This window comes from Bacillus cereus group sp. MS39 (assembly GCF_040448665.1).
GTDB lineage: Bacteria > Bacillota > Bacilli > Bacillales > Bacillaceae_G > Bacillus_A > Bacillus_A wiedmannii.
Map to the genome: position 1 here is coordinate 2,213,845 of NZ_CP123058.1, position 17,974 is coordinate 2,231,818.

A 17,974-nucleotide genomic window follows, 5' to 3' on the forward strand; every position below is an offset into this window, starting at 1 on the left:
TCTTTTTTATGATGAGTGCATAGAAAGAAAGAGGAAGGAGCGAGCGAAATGTTTTTAGCTCTGCGTGAATTAAAACAATCAAAATTAAGATACGGATTAATCGGACTGATTATGGTGTTATTATCATTTTTAGTTCTTGTTATTTCAGGATTAGCAAATGGATTATCATATGATAATGCTTCATCGATTCAAAATATGGAGGCAAATAAGTTCGTCTTAGCAGATGATGCGGAAAATAAATTACTTCGTTCACAAATTAAGCAAGATGATGTAAATAACGTAGTAAATCAAGTAGGCGAGAAAGAGGCCGTTCCGTTTCGTGTGAAAGTTTCAACGTATGAAAAGAAAGACAGTTCGAAAAAAGTGGATGTTGCTATTTTCTCAAGTGAACGCGATTCATTTTTAGAACCGAAAATTGTAAAAGGTGAGAAATTAGGTACAGCAAACAACGAAATGGTTGCTGATGAATCAATTAAAGAAAAAGGAATCGATATTGGAGATACAATTATCGATCCTGTTTCAAAGAAAGAATTTAAAATCGTTGGATTTACGAAAGATCAAATGTTTAGCCATACACCAGTCGTTTATGTAAATGAAGACGTATGGGGTGCTATTTCACAACCAAACCAAAAAGATTATAGTGCAATTGCGCTGAATACAGATAAAGACATTAAAAATGCACATGTTATCGACAAAAAAGAAGTATTACAAAGTATTCCAGGATTTAAAGAAGAGCAAGGAACATTAACGATGATTATTGCGTTCTTACTTGTTATCGCTGCGTTACTAATCGGTGTATTCTTCTACGTCATTACACTGCAAAAAACACAGCAATTAGGTGTATTAAAAGCAATCGGTACAAAGAACTCTTATTTAGCAAATAGCTTAGTCGTACAGGCGTTATTCTTATCAGTTGTGGCGATGGTAATCAGCATTGTTCTTGTACAAGGATTAGAACAAATTTTACCAGCAGGTATGCCGTTCTTATTAACAACACCGATGATTGCACAATATGCAGCAATCTTTATCGTCATTAGTATTTTAGGAACACTGATTTCGTTATATCAAGTATTAAAAGTTGATGCATTAGAAGCAATTGGAGGCGGGATGTAATGACTTCATTATTAAAATTAGACAAAGTAAGTAAAGTGTACGGAGAAGGGAATACGGAAGTAACAGCCCTTCATCCGATGTCGCTTGATGTGAAAGCTGGAGAGTTTATCGGAATCGTCGGTCCTTCGGGATCAGGGAAAAGTACATTATTATCAATCGCGGGTGCTTTATTATCACCATCAAAAGGGGATATTTACATTCGTGAGCAAAATATTACGAAGTTATCAGAAAAGGAAATGACAGACATTCGTTTGAAAAAAATCGGTTTCATTTTCCAATTCGCAAATCTTGTTCCATATTTAAATGTAAAAGAACAATTACTTTACATTGCTAAGCTGAAAAAAGAAAACAAACAAGAATCTGAAAAGCGCGCGGATCACTTATTAGCAGCATTTGGATTAGGAGAAAGAAAAAATCATTATCCAAATCAACTATCTGGTGGAGAAAAACAAAGGGTAGCAATCGCTCGCGCGTTCATGAACAACCCAGATTTAATATTAGCGGATGAACCAACGGCAAGCTTAGACTCAAAACGCGCACGTGAAGTTGTAGAAATGATGAAACGTGAAGTGAAAGAAAGTCAAAAAGCAGCAATTATGATTACGCATGATGAAAGAATGCTTGATGTATGTGATCGTATATTGACGCTTAGAGATGGGAAGTTAATATAAAGAAAAAGGACAATCGCACATAAATGTGCGGTTGTCCTTTTTATAAAATATAGTTATAAGGGCCTTATTTTGAGAATAACGCTTTAATTTTATTTCGTGTTACTAATAAAACGCCGCCTAAGACAGATAACATACCTAAAGCCATATTGTTTGATTGCTCACTACCAGCGTTAGGGAGTTCTCTAGCATTATTGTTTGTGTTTGTAGTACCAGTCTTTGTTTCAGTTTGTTTCGCTTGAGATACTTCATTAATTTTGTTATCTACATTTTGCTTCGTAGTATGTACCTCAGCTAATTTGTCATCAATTTTTTTCTCAGTATGTTTAAAGTCGTTGATTTTAATATCTAAGTCTTGTTTTTTCTTTGTTAAATCGTCTGAAACAGTTTGTTTCGCTTGTTTCATTTCGTTAATTTTATTTAGTAAATCTTCTCTAGCTTTTTGTAATTCAGCTAGTTTGTTTTTTACATCTTGTTTAGCTAGTTCTAAGTTAGCGGAAAGACTATCTAAATTGCCTTTAATTTTCTTAAGTTCCTCTAACGTGTTTCCAGTATTCGGCTTGTTTTCTTTTAGCTCAGCAAGTTTGTCCTCAGCAGTTTGTTTTGCTTTCTTTACCTCAGCTAATTTTTCATCTACCTGTTTTTTAACTTCCTTAAGTTCATTAACCTTTTGATCGATATTTTCTTTATGTTGTTTAATTTCATTCACTTTTTCATCGACAGTTTGTTTATGTTCTTTAATCTCATTAACCTTATTATCGATATTTTGCTTATGTTCTTTCACTTCAGCAACTTTATCTTCTACTTGTTTTTTATGCTCTTTAATTTCAGCGATTTTATCTTCGGCGATTTGCTTGTCTTGCTGAAGTTTTGCATCTAACTCTTGTTTACGTTGTTTCATTTCGTTAATTTTTTCATCAGCAACTTGTTTACGCTCATGTAGTTCATTAACCTTCGTATCAACATTTTCCTTAACCTTGTTAAGTTCATTCAATGTTTGATCCACGTTTTCTTTGTGTTGCTGCAATTTCGCATCTAACTCTTGTCTATGTTGCTTAATTTCAGCTAATCGATCTCCCGTACTTTGCTGAGGAGTAGCATCAGTTACTTCCGCATGAGCAGAGTTTGCGCCAGCAATCATTGCTAAAGCTAGTGTAGACGCAGCGATTGTTTGTTTTGTTTTCATATTTTTATACCTCTTTTCTTTCATATGCATGAGCTGTTTTGTGTAAAATTGAGCATATAGAAGTAGATTATCTTATCATTATATACCATGTTAAGTGGTTAGAGGAAGGATTTGCATAATAATCTATGATTATGTAATTTTTAAATTCTTTTATTTTGGAGTAGGGGGCAAATCTTTAGCTAGATGAATAATTTCTTCTATAGTAGAGTTTACATCCTTACTATTACGAATGACAAACAAATAATTAGCCTCGTTTTCTATCGGATCCACCACATCTTCATGTTGCGATTCAGCCTGTTGTCGATCGAGTACTTCTTTAAAACTAGAATAACCACCTCTAAAAATATTGGTACTTCGCGTGCTTCGAGCTATTCTTTCGTAAAGTACTTCATCAGGAATGTCAAAATGAACGAGTATGCGTACATATTTATTTTGTGGAAATAATTCGTTTAGTAAATATAATCTTCCGTTTTTACTGCGATTGGAGTTGCAAATAATAAGGTGTAGATTTGTATATTCTTTTGCATAATCAACAATGAATTTCGAAAGACCGTGCTTAAATGTATTTGGGCCTTCGTCCGGCTGTAATTTTTCATAATGCGTGTTAATGAATTCAGCTTGGTTATCTTGATCCATAACGAAAGAGTGGGGTAACTTTTTTTCTAGTTCTTTAGCAAATGTAGTTTTTCCGCTGTGTGTTTTTCCTACGGTAATGATCACTAATCTTTTCATATTGGCCTCCATATGTATTGTTATAATTTGGGTATTCGGTGTGAATCGACAATTTTCCTGTTAGAGAATATTCAAATTGTTGGCGTGCTAGCAGGCTGAAAACTTGACAAAAAAACTTATTTATGCTATAATTTACCAATATAAAAATAAAGTGTATAATAGGGTTCTCCTGGCCAGGGGAACCCTATTTTTGTTGTGAAAATGAAGGAGTGTATGTGTGTGAAAAAAGGTGAAGCGAGTGTAACGTCGCTAGTATCAGCTTTCGGAAGGGCGTATCATAGTGAATTTGATCGTCCTAAAATCTTTGATGATTATGTAGCTAAAGATTTCATTCCACAAAAAGAACGTAACGATATTGAAACGAATATGGTTCAAGGAATACAGTTTTTCAATACAGACATTGCACAGAAGTTTCAAGACAATCCACAAGAAATATTAAAATGGATTACACAAGTTCAATTATCACCAACACCTTTGGCACGCGCGGCATATTGTGAAAGAGTATTACTACATGAGATTACATTAGGAGCAAAACAATACGTCATAATCGGTGCGGGCTTAGACACATTTAGTTTTAGACACCGAGAATTAGAAAATAAAATAGAAATATTTGAAGTGGATCATCCTTCTACGCAAGCGTTTAAAATACAAAGAGTGAAAGAAGCAGAGTATGAAATGCCAAGCAATCTTCATTTTGTTTCGATGGATTTCACTAAAGATTTCTCGAAGCAAACATTAGTAAATGAAGGGTTTGAAAATAAAAAGACTTTCTTTAGCCTATTAGGTGTTACGTACTATTTAACGAAAGAAGAGCTTTCTAGTTTAATAGAATACTTATTCGAGATGATTCCAGAGGGGAGCTCTATCGTATTCGATTATCCAGATGAAAACTTATTTACAGAAAAAGGATTGTCCAATCGAGTTGAAAATATGGTAAAAATGGCTGCAGTAGGCGGAGAACCGATGAAATCATGTTTTTCTTATACCGAAATGGAAGCACTATTAGATAAGGCGGGCTTACTCATTTATGAGCACTTAGCACCAAAGGATATTCATACATTATATTTTGAAGGACGAAACGATTATTTAAAAGCTTTTGAGACGGTGCATTATGTGCATGCGGTGAAGAAGTAGGAATTAGTAGGCATGGGGAGAAATCTCTGTGTCTTTTTTTGTGGAAAAAGGAGATGGGGAGTATTAATTGGAAGGGAAATTCGATAATTTACAGAATATGCAATATGAATGTAAAAGTTTAAGTAGCGATGTTAAAGGAGAACGTAATGTACACAATTGGACAGGTTGCAAAATTTTTAGATGTATCTAGAGATACTTTGAAGTTTTATGAGGAAAAAGGTTTGGTCAAGCCGAAGCAAAATATTGAGAATGGGTATAGAAAATATAATCATTTTGATATATATGATATAACAACGGTCAATTTCTATAGGGAAATGGATATCGAAATAAAAAAAATTCAGGAATTAAGGAAAAGTAAAAGTATAGAGGGAATAAAATCATTGTTAGAAGAGAAAGAACAAGAAGTTTTAGAGGAGATAGAATATAAAAAACTTCTTTTAAAAAAGCTTCAGATTGTAAAAGAAGATTGCGAAAAAACAACGCAATTCTTAGGGAAATACGTAGTAAAAGAAATGAAGCCGTTAGAAGTAAACGGAGAAATAGAGCATTTTACTGCGTATGATGAATATGAATCTTTGAAAAAGAATACGGATAGTTTAAAAAAAGCAGTTACTTTAACATCTTTACGAAGAGTTATAAATTTCAACGAAGAAGGTATTATAGAAGATAAATTTATAATTGTAAGAAAGATAGAGGACTTTGATAAAGAATTAGAAGGGGAAATTCTATCGCATCCAAAATGTATTTATACAGTTATTGAAGATGGAAGATGGGCAACTGGTGGGAAAAGTATTGATCATAATGTGGAATCCAGTTTAAGAAAAGCAGCAATAGAACAAGGACATGAACTTTTGGGGCTAGTGTATATAAATATATTACTTACCACATATGAAGAGGGACTTGAGCGTATATTTTTAGAAATTTATGCGCCTGTAAAATAATGCTGACATGTATTGACCTGTGAGTAACCCCCAGGTTTAAGCTGAGAGTATCTGTAAATATAAATACTATTATGTTTACGAAATACTTAGTTTGAAATGGGGATTGCGCATGAATAGGGAAAAGAAACTAAAAAAACCAGTAGCGAGTTTTATTGTACTAACCAATATCATTTTTCTGCCACTTTTTTTGCTTGTAGGAGCTATAAGTATGCTAGGATTCCCAGCATGGGTTTTTGATGTAATGTTTTGTATATCGTCTTGGTCCTCAACTTTTGCTTTTGCCGTGTTATTTAAAAAAATCTATCCAGGGCAGAGCTTTATACAGTTTGTAAAAGACAAGTTCAAGAATAAACTTAAAGTTTCTATAATTCTTATTGTGAGTATGATTCAAACTTTCATATTTTTAATGATTTTGTTTGTCGTGTCTAAAAATAGTGAAGTAGATTCTATTTTCACTGTCACTTCATGGGGAATGCTAATCTATTTCTTTGCTAAAAACTTTCTTGCGGGGCCATTAGGAGAAGAACTAGGATGGAGAGGCTTTGCACAAATTGAGCTTCAAAAGAGGCATTCACCACTAAAAGCTTCGCTAATTATAGGGTTTTGGTGGGGGATGTGGCATCTACCTATTTGGTTTACTACAGGATTTGTAGGCATGGACCTAATTAAATATATTCTATTTTTTATGATCTCTATCATATCTATAAAAATCGTCATGACTGCATTTTATAATTTAAATCAGAATTTAATTATCCCAATCATCATTCATCAATTTTTTAATTTCTTTATTGGTATTATAAAAGGAAACTTAATCGATTTAATTATGTATAACGCGATTTTTTATTTAGTAGTTGCAGTTTTTCTGATTATTATAAATCCAAAGAGGGCTCTGTATGGAGCGGAAGATATAAATCGCAGGAATGGAAAGTATTATAGGGCATAGTGATGTATTTATGAAAGAAAAGGAAATCAAGTTTAGTGATGGTAAATATATTTGTCTTTTGCAGTATCCCTTAAAGCTCCGCCAATTTAATTATAGAAATCATTTTTTTGTGGAAACAAAAGAAGAGATAGAAAATGTTGAAATGAGATGTATATACGTTCCATATGTGTATATTCGCTGCCCAATAAACTACCATCTCACGTAAATTCATACCACATTTTCACTTTTATTTACAAAAAATACTATTAAATATTTTCGGATAATTGTTATAATATAATTAAATTGCTATAAAATTTTTTTCTAGAGTATGTATTTGAAGAATTCTCATGCAAAAAGAGCAAGTTCTCAAGTAGAGAATTTGCTCTTTTTTGAAGAGAAATAGGATTAGAAGTACATAAGGGGATAGCAGAATTTTATAAAAGGACTTTCTGTATGTATCCACAACGATGTTTAGATGTAAAGGATTTTTAAATTTATAAAAAGATTAAGAGGCGATAGAAAATGAAAAGATATATTAGTATAAAAGGAATCGGTACATATCTTCCAAAAAGAAAGGTAGATTCTTTTGAAATAGATCGTATGCTACATGTGCCAGAAGGCTGGACATTAAAAAAAGCTGGGGTAAAAACAAGATATTTTGTTGATGGGGAAACGTCTTCTTATATGGGGGCTGAAGCTGCAAAAAAAGCTGTAGAAGATGCTAAGTTAACTTGGGAGGATATTGATTGTATTATTTGCGGAAGCGGAACGATTCAACAGGCAATTCCTTCTACAGCATCACTTATTCAAGAACAGCTCGGGCTACAGCATTCTGGTATTCCATGTTTTGATATCAATTCAACATGTCTAAGTTTCATAACAGCACTTGATACGATTTCTTACGCAATGGAATGCGGAAGATATAAAAATGTTGTTATCATTTCTTCTGAAATTTCTTCCGTTGGATTGAATTGGGGACAAAATGAAAGCAGCATTTTATTCGGTGACGGTGCGGCAGCTGTAGTCATAACAAAAAGCGATCATACATCTTCTATTATTGCTTCCCATATGGAAACATATAGCTCTGGTGCGCATTTATCAGAAATTCGTGGCGGTGGAACGATGATTCATCCTCGGGAGTATAGTGAGGAACGAAAAGAAGACTTCTTGTTCGATATGAATGGAAGAGCTATTTTTAAACTATCTTCTAAGTATTTGTTGAAGTTTATCGACAAGCTACTTATGGATACTGGTTATTCCCTGGCTGATATTGATTTAATTGTTCCTCACCAAGCAAGTGGACCAGCTATGAGACTCATTCGTAAAAAATTAGGGGTTGATGAAGAGCGCTTTATGACTATTTTTGAAGACTACGGTAATATGATTTCCGCATCTATTCCAGTCGCTCTTTTCGAAGCGATTAAGCAAAAGAAAGTGCAACGCGGAAATAAAATATTATTACTAGGTACTTCTGCGGGACTTTCTATCGGAGGCATCCTTCTTGAATACTAAGAAAACAGTATTAATTACAGGGGCACGTGCACCAGCAACTCTGCATGTATGCAGACTGTTTCATAGCGCCGGACATACCGTTATTATTGCAGATAGTATTCCTTATCCATTAAGTAAAGTCTCATCCAGTACGGATTACTTTTATGAAATTCCTTCTCCAAAGTGGAAAACAAATGAAAGTATCCGTGCGCTACTATCCATTATTCAACGTCATAATGTGGATTTGCTTATTCCTACTTGTGAAGAAATATTTTATATATCTAAATATAGAGAAGAGTTAAGCGCGTTTTGTCATATATTAGTAGATGATTTTCAAAAACTTTCATTACTGCATAATAAGTGGGAATTTATTCAGTTCGTAGCGAATTTAGGGTGGCAAGTACCTGCAACATATAGAATAGATGATGAAGAAGCGATACGTTCAATGATGCACAAAACACCAGCTCATACTCCTTTTGTACGAAAGCCAATTTTCTCCCGTTTTTCTGATAAAGTGGAATTTATTACAAAAGAGGATGCTCTAAAAGAAAGCATGATAGATAAGTCGAATTATATTATGCAAGAGTTTATACAAGGGACGCAGCATTGTTCCTACAGCATCGCACAATCTGGGGAAGTGTTAGCGCACTCTACGTATAAAACGGAATTTACGGCAGGCTTAGGCGCTACCATTGCGTTTCAGCATATGAATCATCCTAAAATTGATCAGTTTGTTACACATATTGTAAAAGAGCTAAATTTCTCAGGACAAATTGCTTTTGATTTTATCGTTACAGAGGATGGAGATGCAATTCCAATTGAATGTAATCCACGTACTACAAGTGGATTACATTTATTCGATGAGGAAATATTGCCGGCCTTCTTTCATGAAAAGGTAAACAATACCCTCATTCCAAGACCAAACTCCGAGTGTGCAATTCGGTTAGCGATGCTTTTATATGGATTTCCTTATTTAAAAAGTAAACAAAAACGTAAGCGATGGTTAAGAGTTCTATGCTCTTATCCAGATATCGTTTATCGTCACAATGATTGGAAACCATTTTTTTATCAGTTCTTTAGCATGTATAAATTGTGGCGTGAAAGTTATAAACAGGAACGGACTATTTTAGAACAAACAACATATGACATATCGTGGGATGGTGAAGATGTATGAAAATGCTAGTAACTGGAGGAACGGGATTTCTAGGACAAAAACTCGCCTTTCGACTGAAGAATATGGGCTATGAAGTAACGGCAACGGGGAGAAATAAAACAATCGGTAAGGTATTAGAACAAAATGGAATCGAGTTTGTTCATTGTCCTCTTGAAGACAGGGATCGTGTGCTACAAGTTTGTAAAGATAAAGATTATATCTTTCATAGCGGCGCACTTTCTTCTCCTTGGGGCAAATATGAAGATTTTTATAATGCGAATGTGTTAGGAACGAAACATATTATCGAGGGAAGTCAAAAGTACGGTGTAAAACGCCTGATCCACGTATCAACACCAAGTATTTATTTCTATTATGATGAGCGACAAAATGTAGTAGAAAACGCGAAACTCCCTGATACATTTGTAAATCATTATGCAACAACGAAGCACATGGCTGAACAAGCTATTGATCAAGCTTTCACACATGGCTTACCAGTTATCACAATACGCCCGCGCGCTTTATTCGGACCAGGAGATAACGCGATTCTTCCGCGTCTTATTAAAGTATGTGAAAAGGGTGCCTTACCGAGAATTGGTACAGAAAATGTTCTTGTTGATATTACGTATGTTGAGAATGTTGTAGATGCTTTACTTCTTTGTATGCATTCCCCAAAACATACATTAGGACAAAAGTACAATATAACAAATGACGAACGTGTAAATTTATATGAGGTCATAGAAAATGTAATGAAGCGTCTGGATAAGGAAGTAAGATATAAAAAAATTTCCTACAAAACTGCTTTTTCACTAGCGGCTATACTAGAAGGAATCTCAAAAACTATTTTATTTGGAAAAGAACCTATTCTCACAAAATATACTGTTAGTGTCCTGTCAAAAAGCCAGACATTAAATATTGATAAAGCTAAAGAAGAACTAGGATATACTCCAAAGATCACTATAGAAGAAGGAATTACAAAATTTGTAGACTGGTGGAAAATACAATGAAAATCAAATCTTTAAAGCTATATGATACAGGATATTGCACACATCCAGAAAAAATTGCATATTCCAAGGGCAGTTGGAAACAAATATGCTTTCCTGCTACAGTAGGGTTACTCGAGCATCCAGTATTAGGTTATATTTTATTTGATACTGGATACGCGGGGCATTTTAAAGAGGCGACAAAAAAATTTCCTTACTCTGTATATGCAAAACTTACGCCTGTTCATTTTACGGAAGAGCAATCTATTAAACAGCAACTTCTTCTTGATGGTATTCAGCCAGAAGAAATTAAATATATTATTCTTTCTCATTTTCATGGCGATCATACAGCTGGTTTACCTGACTTTCCAAAAGCGAAAATAGTAACCTTCGCAAAAGCTTATGAGGATATTAAAAAGAGAAGTAAATTTGGTGCTCTATTAAAAGGGTGTCTAAAAGATACACTGCCGATAGATTTAGAGAAAAGGATGTCATTCATTGATCAAAAGCCATCCTTTAACTTACCTTCTACATATGGAAAGTTTGAAGAGGGGTATGATGTATTTGATGATGGCTCATTATTTGCTGTTGACTTAACAGGACATGCAACAGGACAATTCGGTATATTCGTCCATTTACAGAGTGAAAAAATTGTCTTTCTTTGTGCAGACGCAGTGTGGCTAAGTAAAACGTATCAAAATCTTGTATTTCCTAGTAAGATTGCCAACCTTTTAACTAGCGATCCAAAATCTTACCGAAAGAATATTGAAAAGTTACACCATTTATCACAAACATTACCTGAGATTGAAATTGTACCAACGCATTGTGAACATACATGGGATAAAATTAAAGCAGGGGTGTACTATGAATAAACTACGAATTCTCAAGCAATATTTGAAAACTAAATATGGCTTGCGTTTTTCAAATCGCAAACAATTGGAACAGTTTCATAAACAACAAATAGAAAAACAACTTTTGTTCACGATAGAGGCGTCTCCTTTTTATCGCCAGTTATATACACCGTTTTTAAATGAAATTCAAAAGGGGAATTTGGCTGCACTCCCTATTATTGATAAAGAAGTAATGATGGAACATTTTGATACATTAAATACAGTCCATATTTCAAAGGAAGAAGCGTTTCACGTAGCATTTGAAGCAGAAAAGACCCGGAATTTCTCACCAACCATTCGTAATATAACTGTCGGTTTATCATCAGGCACTAGTGGAAATCGTGGGGTTTTTCTCGTTTCCGAGGAAGAACAAACGTTGTGGGCTGGCTCGATTATAGGAAAGGTGCTTCCTTCTAGCATTCTACATAAACACACGATTGCTTTTTTCTTACGTGCAAATAGCAATTTATACGAAGCGACAAAAAATAAGCGAATCTCATTTCATTTTTTGGATTTACTAGATTCGTTTCAGCAGCATATCACGCGATTAAATGAAATACAGCCATCTATTTTAATTGCACCGCCGTCTATGTTACGGAAAATCGCTTATTGGCAGCAAGAAGGACTGATTACGATTTGTCCTAAGAAAATTATCTCTGTAGCAGAAGTGCTTGAAGATATTGATAGAGACTTTATTTGTGCAACTTTTAAGCAAACAGTACACCAAGTTTACCAATGTACAGAAGGTTTTCTTGCTACCACCTGCAAGCAGGGGACGTTACACATTAATGAAGATCTCGTTCATATTGAAAAAGAATACTTAGATCAAGAGAAAGGGATATTCGTTCCCATTATTACTGATTTCATGAGGAAAACACAGCCGATTATACGCTATCGTCTCAATGACATATTAATTGAGAAAAAAACGCCGTGCAGCTGTGGCTCACCATTCTTAGCGTTAGAACGAATTGATGGTCGATGTGACGATATATTTATTGGAATAAGTGAATTGGATAATAAAGAAATATCTATTTTTCCAGATTTCATTAGAAGAGCAATTTTGTTTGCATCTAGTGACATTCAAGAATTTAAAGTAATACAGCATAGCGTAGACAAAATCGAAATTAAACTTAAAGCACTACCTGAAAATCTGGAATTATGTCAATCAAATGTAATGAAAGAGTTACATACACTATGGTCTACTAAAAAGTGTGCGATACCACAGTTCTTCTTTTCACATTACGATATTCAAGTATATGATAAAAAATTAAAAAGAATAGAGAGTCTTGTAAGGCGTGGTGAGCATAAATGATTCAGTTACATGATGTTCATTCTTTGCATAGTATTGATTGGGAATCCAAAAAAGATGGGGCATATGTGCGAGATAGTTTCCTGCCTCTTTTTCAAAAGGGCGTTACAGCATGTATTGAAAATGTTAACACGGAGCTCTTTCTATTAGAAATCGATGATCTCATCTTGCCAGTTACTCTTAATAACGCAGAGTTCGAAAATTCATATGTATGTTCTCCTTATACACATTACGTATCTTATGCGTTAGAAGAGCTATGGGAGTTGAAAAAACCATGGCTAGAGAAGCTATTAACCTATCCGATTCATCTTATGGGAAGTTGGCTACGACGAACGAATATTAATAAAGTAATTGTCGTAAATAATTGGATGCTTTCAACAAACCTTTATCACTCTATCAACGAACAACAAATCGAACAAATTACGAATCTATTTGTTGAGAAATTTCCGGAGCATACAATTTTATTTCGCTCTTTAAATAACGCATTATATCCTGTAACGACAGAAGCACTATCTACAGTAGGTTACAAGAAAATTATGTCTCGTTCTATATACTTATTTGATCCGAAACACTATAAAAAAATGAATCGAAAAAAACGAAAAGACTTATTAAACGATAAAAGCTTATTAGAGAAAAGCAATTATGAAATCATTACGAATGAAGAATTAACAAAGGAGGATATTTTACAAATTTCCCATTTATACAACCAACTATATATCGAAAAATATTCTGCCCATAACCCAATGTTTACACCCGCTTATTTATGGAATGCTCTTCAGCATCGTTTATTTGAGATAAAGGCCATAAAAAAAGGGGATACAATTGATGGTGTCATTGCTTATTTCATTAGGGATGGAGTTATGACAACGCCGATCCTTGGCTATAATACAAACTCTGACCAGCAACAAGGTTTATACCGTATACTTTCCTTCCTTATTACAATGGATTCTATCGAAAAGAATTTAATTTGCCATTGTAGTGCTGGGGCTGGAGAGTTCAAACGAAATCGTGGTGCAACACAGCAGATCGAATACAGTTATGTATATAACGATCATCTACCACCTAGCCAACAAAAGGTATGGAAAGTATTAATGTGGATATTAAATACATATATAGAACCGATGGCAAAAAAACATCGCTTTTAAACAAAAAAACTTTTATGATTGCTTGTTACCTGGAACTCTTTATTTAAGTGTAGCTCCACTACCTACGTTATGGAGTTTATATAGTATATTTTTAATAATTTATTTTATATGTATCGTTTGGATGAAAGAGAGAAGTACTTGAAGAGTAGTTCTCTTTTTTCAGTTTTTGAAACGGAAATGAAAGGGTGAGAGGTGTAGTGAAGCAGAGATTATCGAAATTAGCAGATATACTAGTCAATCATTCTACGAAAGTACAGCCTGGTGATCAAGTGTTGATCCAAAGTGTTACAGAAATAGATCCTGCAGTCGTTCGTGAAATTATTAAGTCAGTGGAAAAAGCAGGTGGATATGCGCATGTATCAATGCGCGATGTGTCTGTAACGAGGCAATTAATTTTGTCAGGATCTGAAGAACAATTTTAGTTGTTAGCAGATTGGGAGTGTTACCGATTAAGTAAGATGCAAGTGTATATTAATCTCCGAAGCCCTAGAAATGCATATGAATTAGCAGATGTACCAGCAGAAAAAATGAAATTATATCAAAAGGTATTTGGAAAAGCGCATAGTGAAGCAGTGTATAAAACGAGATGGGTGACAACGCGAATTCCGAATGCAGCATCTGCACAAGAAGCGAATATGAGTACTGAGGCTTATGAAAAATTTTATTTTGATGTATGTACGCTAGATTATAATAAAATGTCCAAAGCAATGGAGCCATTAAAAGAATTAATGGAAAAGACAAAACGAGTGAGGATTATTGGAGAAGGAACGGATTTGGAGTTTTCCATTGAAGGAATAGGCGTTTTAAAGGGGGATGGCACGGATAATATTCCGGATGGCGAAATATATACAGCACCTGTCAAAGATTCTGTAAATGGAGTAATAACATGTAACACAGTATCTGTTCAACAAGGTTATGCATTTCGAAATATAAAGTTACATATGAAGCATGGGAAAATAATAGAGGCATATGCAAATGATACAGAACGAATAAATCGAATTCTTGATACGGATGAGGGAGCAAGATATATTGGAGAATTTGCACTGGCGTTTAATCCCTATATATTACACCCGATGAATAATACGTTATTTGATGAAAAAATAAACGGTAGTTATCATATAGCAATTGGAGATTCGCTACAAGGTGCAGACAACGGGAATAAATCAGCGATACATTGGGATTTAGTAAACATTCAAAGGCCAGAGTATGGCGGCGGTGAAATTTGGTTTGATGATGTACTGATAAGAAAAGATGGACGGTTTATTTTACAAGAGTTGTTCGGATTAAATGAAGAAAATTTGAAGGGGTAAAGTGCGTTATTGAAACGATTGTCACTTTACCTATAAGTGACCGTTTAGGCCATCTTATTCTTCTTGTTACAATGATGTAACGCAAATTAAAATACAACGCATTGAATTAAGTGATTTTTCGCATAATTTTACATTTAGTTAACATTAATAGGTTAATAGAAAAATTAGTACGAATTGTTATATAAGACGTGTAAAAAAGACAAAACCCCTTAAAAAACTCTTAATTTTTTACCCAATCAACCTTTACAATCTCTCCCTATAATGTGAATTGGACAAGCACCTAAGAGAAAGCAGAACATGTCAGTTTGTACATTTTATTATTAGGGGGAGAATTTGTATGAAAAAGGCAGTTGCTTCATTAGCTGTTATGGCGGCGTTATTACCGACATTTTCAGCACATGCGGAAGGGAAAGAGCAAATCCGAAAATCAGCTACAACTTTTAACGTTATTAGTGATATTCAAGGGGACTTAGGGGATTTTGATCACGTATTAAAAGATATGAACAAAGTGACGCCACTTTCTAGAGCGCTTATTATGAATGGAGATATAACGCCAACTGGACAGCAGTCGCAATATGATGATGTGAAGCGTGTGTTAAACAAAAATAAGCATCCAGAGAATGTATGGTCAACTGTTGGGAATCATGAGTTTTATGCTGGTAAATGGACAGCTGATGGGAAACTCTCTCAAAGTACATGGCCAAATGGTGTAACGGAAGAAACGCTATTCAACCGCTACTTACAATTTAGCGGGCAAGAAAAGGTATATCATAAAAAAGAATTAGGCGGTTATCCGCTTTTATTTTTAGGAACTGAAAAATATATGAAATACCACGATTCAAAAATGTGGGATGAAGTATTTATGAGTGATGAGCAATTAGGATGGTTAAAACAAAATTTAGAAGAGTACAGTCAAAAAGATAAAAATAAGCCAATCTTCATTTTCTCTCATCACGTTTTACCTGATACAGTATCTGGATCAAGACAATCACCGTACTTACAAGATTATTTAAACGTCGATAAGTTGTACGATATATTAAAAGACTATCCGCAAGTTGTTTTCTTCACGAGTCATACGCATTGGGATTTAAACTTACCAGACTGGGCTGGTAAAAAGAAAATTGCAGGCGGAGATGAAAAAGGATTTACAGTTGTAAATACGGGTGGGATTGAAACAGGCTGGATGTCAGCTGGACCAAATGGCGGAGAGAAGACTGCTCCAGATGGATATTCATTTAAACAAGGATTACAAGTGAAAGCATATGGTAACGATGTAATGGTAACAGCTTACGATTATAAACGTGATAAGGATATAAAGAAGCTATTAATTAGTGATGCGAAAGTCGCACAAATGGCACCAAATGTAACAGCTGATGATAGTAAAAATGTAATTGTCGGTGCAACGGAATATATGGAGTACTCTGTAGAAGGAACGAACGAGTGGTTGACGTATAATCCAGCGAACCCTCAAAAATTTGATGGGACCAAGACTGTATACGTACGTCATAAAGGCGAAATGAACTTAGAACCAGGATTAACGCAGCTTCTTCGATTTTCGGCAAATAAGTGATTAGTAAGGGCCTACTTTTGAATGAGTGGGCTCTTTTTGTTTTGTCACTTTTTGTCGGCAAGTCGATATCTCATGTCGAATCGTCGATATATTGAAAAAATCGTTGATATATTTCAAGTTATGAACGATATATTTGAAAAATCGTCGATATAAATTTCATGTACCGTAATTAGGTTAAAATCATTAATGTAATTTCATGTACCGTAATAAAGTTAAAATCCTTAATACAATTTCATTCACAAAAACCAAATTCCAACACATTTTTCACCCAGAAAGATGACTTCATCATTTTTACATGTAATAATAGTATCGTTACATACATTGTGAAAGAAGTACAAAAGGAGCGTTATTAATGAATTTAGCTAAATTCCCGAGAAAAAAATATACAGAGTCATATACACCAATTGAAAAATTAAACAATTTTTCTGAAGCACTTGGTGGGCCGACTATTTATTTTAAACGAGATGATTTACTTGGTTTAACAGCTGGTGGTAATAAGACGAGAAAGTTAGAGTTTCTAGTTGCGGATGCACAGGCAAAAGGTGCAGATACGTTAATTACAGCTGGTGGTATTCAGTCAAATCATTGCCGTCTAACACTTGCAGCTGCGGTAAAAGAAAAAATGAAATGTATTCTTGTATTAGAAGAAGGGCTTGAGCCAGAAGAGAAGCCAGACTTTAACGGAAACTATTTCTTATATCATTTACTAGGTGCTGAAAATGTAATTGTTGTACCAAACGGAGCAGATCTTATGGAAGAGATGCATAAAGTAGCGAAAGAAGTAAGTGAAAAAGGTAATACACCATATGTAATACCAGTTGGTGGATCAAATCCTACTGGTGCAATGGGATACGTTGCTTGTGCGCAAGAAATTATGGCACAATCATTTGACCAAGGAATTGATTTCAGTACAGTTGTTTGTGTAAGTGGTAGTGCTGGTATGCACGCTGGTTTAATTACTGGTTTTGCTGGAACACAAAGTCACATTCCTGTAATCGGAATCAACGTAAGTAGAGGAAAAGCAGAACAAGAAGAGAAAGTAGCAAAACTTGTAGAGGAAACGGCAGCTCACGTTGGTATTCCGAACTTTATCCCGCGCGAAGCTGTTACATGCTTTGATGAATATGTAGGACCAGGTTACGCGTTACCAACGCCAGAAATGGTGGAAGCAGTTCAATTACTTGCGAAAACAGAAGGTATTTTACTCGATCCAGTGTATACAGGTAAAGCGGTAGCGGGATTAATCGACTTAATTAAAAAAGGTACATTTAATAAAGAAGACAACATTTTATTCGTACATTCAGGTGGTTCACCAGCGTTATATGCGAATACATCTTTATTTGCGTAAGTGTAAAAAAGCATTGGGTATCCAATGCTTTTTTGTTATATACTGGAATTATTAGGAGGTGAGAGGAGGGAGTATATGAGTT

General features: G+C 34.6%; 15 protein-coding genes and 1 pseudogene. 14 read left to right on the forward strand and 2 right to left on the reverse strand.

From position 1 onward, the window contains the following. The first annotated feature begins 48 nt into the window (after positions 1–48). A complete protein-coding gene (locus tag QEP67_RS11670; RefSeq protein ID WP_016087195.1) occupies positions 49–1,113 on the forward strand; it encodes an ABC transporter permease in 1,065 nt (354 codons plus the stop codon). Further along, positions 1,113–1,784 (forward strand): ABC transporter ATP-binding protein, encoded by a 672-nt coding sequence (locus QEP67_RS11675; protein WP_000202604.1) that lies wholly within the window; start codon positions 1,113–1,115, stop codon positions 1,782–1,784. The genes QEP67_RS11670 and QEP67_RS11675 overlap by 1 nt, the downstream gene beginning before the upstream one ends. 64 nt (positions 1,785–1,848) lie before the next feature. On the opposite strand, the gene QEP67_RS11680 is transcribed toward QEP67_RS11675, so the two are convergent. Together QEP67_RS11680 and QEP67_RS11685 are read right to left on the reverse strand one after the other, a co-directional pair. Further along, positions 1,849–2,967 carry an LPXTG cell wall anchor domain-containing protein gene (locus QEP67_RS11680; RefSeq protein WP_151035474.1) on the reverse strand — a complete coding sequence of 373 codons (1,119 nt, stop codon included), beginning with the start codon at positions 2,965–2,967 and terminating at the stop codon, positions 1,849–1,851. A 150-nt stretch (positions 2,968–3,117) separates the two neighbouring features. Then, positions 3,118–3,711, reverse strand: coding sequence for an ATP-binding protein (locus QEP67_RS11685; protein WP_170771119.1), 594 nt, complete (start codon positions 3,709–3,711; stop codon positions 3,118–3,120). A gap of 201 nt (positions 3,712–3,912) precedes the next feature. Between QEP67_RS11685 and QEP67_RS11690 the strand changes: the two genes are divergently transcribed. From QEP67_RS11690 to QEP67_RS11745, 12 genes and pseudogenes are all read left to right on the forward strand, one after another. Continuing rightward, positions 3,913–4,833 carry a class I SAM-dependent methyltransferase gene (locus tag QEP67_RS11690; RefSeq protein WP_081113548.1) on the forward strand — a complete coding sequence of 307 codons (921 nt, stop codon included), beginning with the start codon at positions 3,913–3,915 and terminating at the stop codon, positions 4,831–4,833. Between the two features lie 146 nt (positions 4,834–4,979). Beyond that, entirely contained in the window at positions 4,980–5,774 is a 795-nt protein-coding gene (locus QEP67_RS11695) for a MerR family transcriptional regulator (protein WP_000288011.1), read from the forward strand. Between the two features lie 109 nt (positions 5,775–5,883). Beyond that, positions 5,884–6,717 (forward strand): type II CAAX endopeptidase family protein, encoded by an 834-nt coding sequence (locus tag QEP67_RS11700; RefSeq protein WP_001078405.1) that lies wholly within the window; start codon positions 5,884–5,886, stop codon positions 6,715–6,717. Between the two features lie 501 nt (positions 6,718–7,218). Further along, positions 7,219–8,208 (forward strand): beta-ketoacyl-ACP synthase III, encoded by a 990-nt coding sequence (locus tag QEP67_RS11705; protein WP_000833197.1) that lies wholly within the window; start codon positions 7,219–7,221, stop codon positions 8,206–8,208. Further along, the gene (locus tag QEP67_RS11710) at positions 8,198–9,361 is read left to right on the forward strand and encodes an ATP-grasp domain-containing protein (RefSeq protein WP_001093165.1); all 1,164 of its coding nucleotides are present in this window, start codon (positions 8,198–8,200) and stop codon (positions 9,359–9,361) included. Before QEP67_RS11705 ends, QEP67_RS11710 begins: the two co-directional genes overlap by 11 nt. Next, positions 9,358–10,344, forward strand: a complete 987-nt coding sequence (locus QEP67_RS11715) for an NAD(P)-dependent oxidoreductase (protein ID WP_000783218.1) — start codon at positions 9,358–9,360, stop codon at positions 10,342–10,344. The genes QEP67_RS11710 and QEP67_RS11715 overlap by 4 nt, the downstream gene beginning before the upstream one ends. After that, positions 10,341–11,192 (forward strand): MBL fold metallo-hydrolase, encoded by an 852-nt coding sequence (locus QEP67_RS11720; protein WP_000695238.1) that lies wholly within the window; start codon positions 10,341–10,343, stop codon positions 11,190–11,192. The genes QEP67_RS11715 and QEP67_RS11720 overlap by 4 nt, the downstream gene beginning before the upstream one ends. Beyond that, complete coding sequence (locus QEP67_RS11725; protein WP_001038115.1) at positions 11,185–12,522, forward strand: F390 synthetase-related protein; 1,338 nt, start codon at positions 11,185–11,187, stop codon at positions 12,520–12,522. The genes QEP67_RS11720 and QEP67_RS11725 overlap by 8 nt, the downstream gene beginning before the upstream one ends. After that, on the forward strand, positions 12,519–13,664 hold the full coding sequence (locus QEP67_RS11730) for a hypothetical protein (RefSeq protein ID WP_000615352.1): 1,146 nt from the start codon (positions 12,519–12,521) through the stop codon (positions 13,662–13,664). Before QEP67_RS11725 ends, QEP67_RS11730 begins: the two co-directional genes overlap by 4 nt. A gap of 197 nt (positions 13,665–13,861) precedes the next feature. Continuing rightward, a pseudogene (locus QEP67_RS11735) lies at positions 13,862–14,974 on the forward strand (aminopeptidase). A gap of 337 nt (positions 14,975–15,311) precedes the next feature. Then, positions 15,312–16,544 (forward strand): DUF4073 domain-containing protein, encoded by a 1,233-nt coding sequence (locus tag QEP67_RS11740; protein ID WP_000710416.1) that lies wholly within the window; start codon positions 15,312–15,314, stop codon positions 16,542–16,544. Positions 16,545–16,896: 352 nt separating this feature from the next. Further along, complete coding sequence (locus tag QEP67_RS11745) at positions 16,897–17,892, forward strand: D-cysteine desulfhydrase (RefSeq protein WP_001046584.1); 996 nt, start codon at positions 16,897–16,899, stop codon at positions 17,890–17,892. Positions 17,893–17,974: the final 82 nt, after the last annotated feature.

Excerpts from the sequence above, each read along its gene's own strand:
- QEP67_RS11670 (WP_016087195.1), top strand. The coding sequence starts at position 49 with ATGTTTTTAGCTCTGCGTGAATTAAAACAATCAAAATTAAGATACGGA.
- QEP67_RS11675 (WP_000202604.1), top strand. The coding sequence starts at position 1,113 with ATGACTTCATTATTAAAATTAGACAAAGTAAGTAAAGTGTACGGAGAA.
- QEP67_RS11680 (WP_151035474.1), bottom strand. The coding sequence starts at position 2,967 with ATGAAAACAAAACAAACAATCGCTGCGTCTACACTAGCTTTAGCAATG.
- QEP67_RS11685 (WP_170771119.1), bottom strand. The coding sequence starts at position 3,711 with ATGGAGGCCAATATGAAAAGATTAGTGATCATTACCGTAGGAAAAACA.
- QEP67_RS11690 (WP_081113548.1), top strand. The coding sequence starts at position 3,913 with ATGTGTGTGAAAAAAGGTGAAGCGAGTGTAACGTCGCTAGTATCAGCT.
- QEP67_RS11695 (WP_000288011.1), top strand. The coding sequence starts at position 4,980 with ATGTACACAATTGGACAGGTTGCAAAATTTTTAGATGTATCTAGAGAT.
- QEP67_RS11700 (WP_001078405.1), top strand. The coding sequence starts at position 5,884 with ATGAATAGGGAAAAGAAACTAAAAAAACCAGTAGCGAGTTTTATTGTA.
- QEP67_RS11705 (WP_000833197.1), top strand. The coding sequence starts at position 7,219 with ATGAAAAGATATATTAGTATAAAAGGAATCGGTACATATCTTCCAAAA.
- QEP67_RS11715 (WP_000783218.1), top strand. The coding sequence starts at position 9,358 with ATGAAAATGCTAGTAACTGGAGGAACGGGATTTCTAGGACAAAAACTC.
- QEP67_RS11720 (WP_000695238.1), top strand. The coding sequence starts at position 10,341 with ATGAAAATCAAATCTTTAAAGCTATATGATACAGGATATTGCACACAT.
- QEP67_RS11725 (WP_001038115.1), top strand. The coding sequence starts at position 11,185 with ATGAATAAACTACGAATTCTCAAGCAATATTTGAAAACTAAATATGGC.
- QEP67_RS11730 (WP_000615352.1), top strand. The coding sequence starts at position 12,519 with ATGATTCAGTTACATGATGTTCATTCTTTGCATAGTATTGATTGGGAA.
- QEP67_RS11740 (WP_000710416.1), top strand. The coding sequence starts at position 15,312 with ATGAAAAAGGCAGTTGCTTCATTAGCTGTTATGGCGGCGTTATTACCG.
- QEP67_RS11745 (WP_001046584.1), top strand. The coding sequence starts at position 16,897 with ATGAATTTAGCTAAATTCCCGAGAAAAAAATATACAGAGTCATATACA.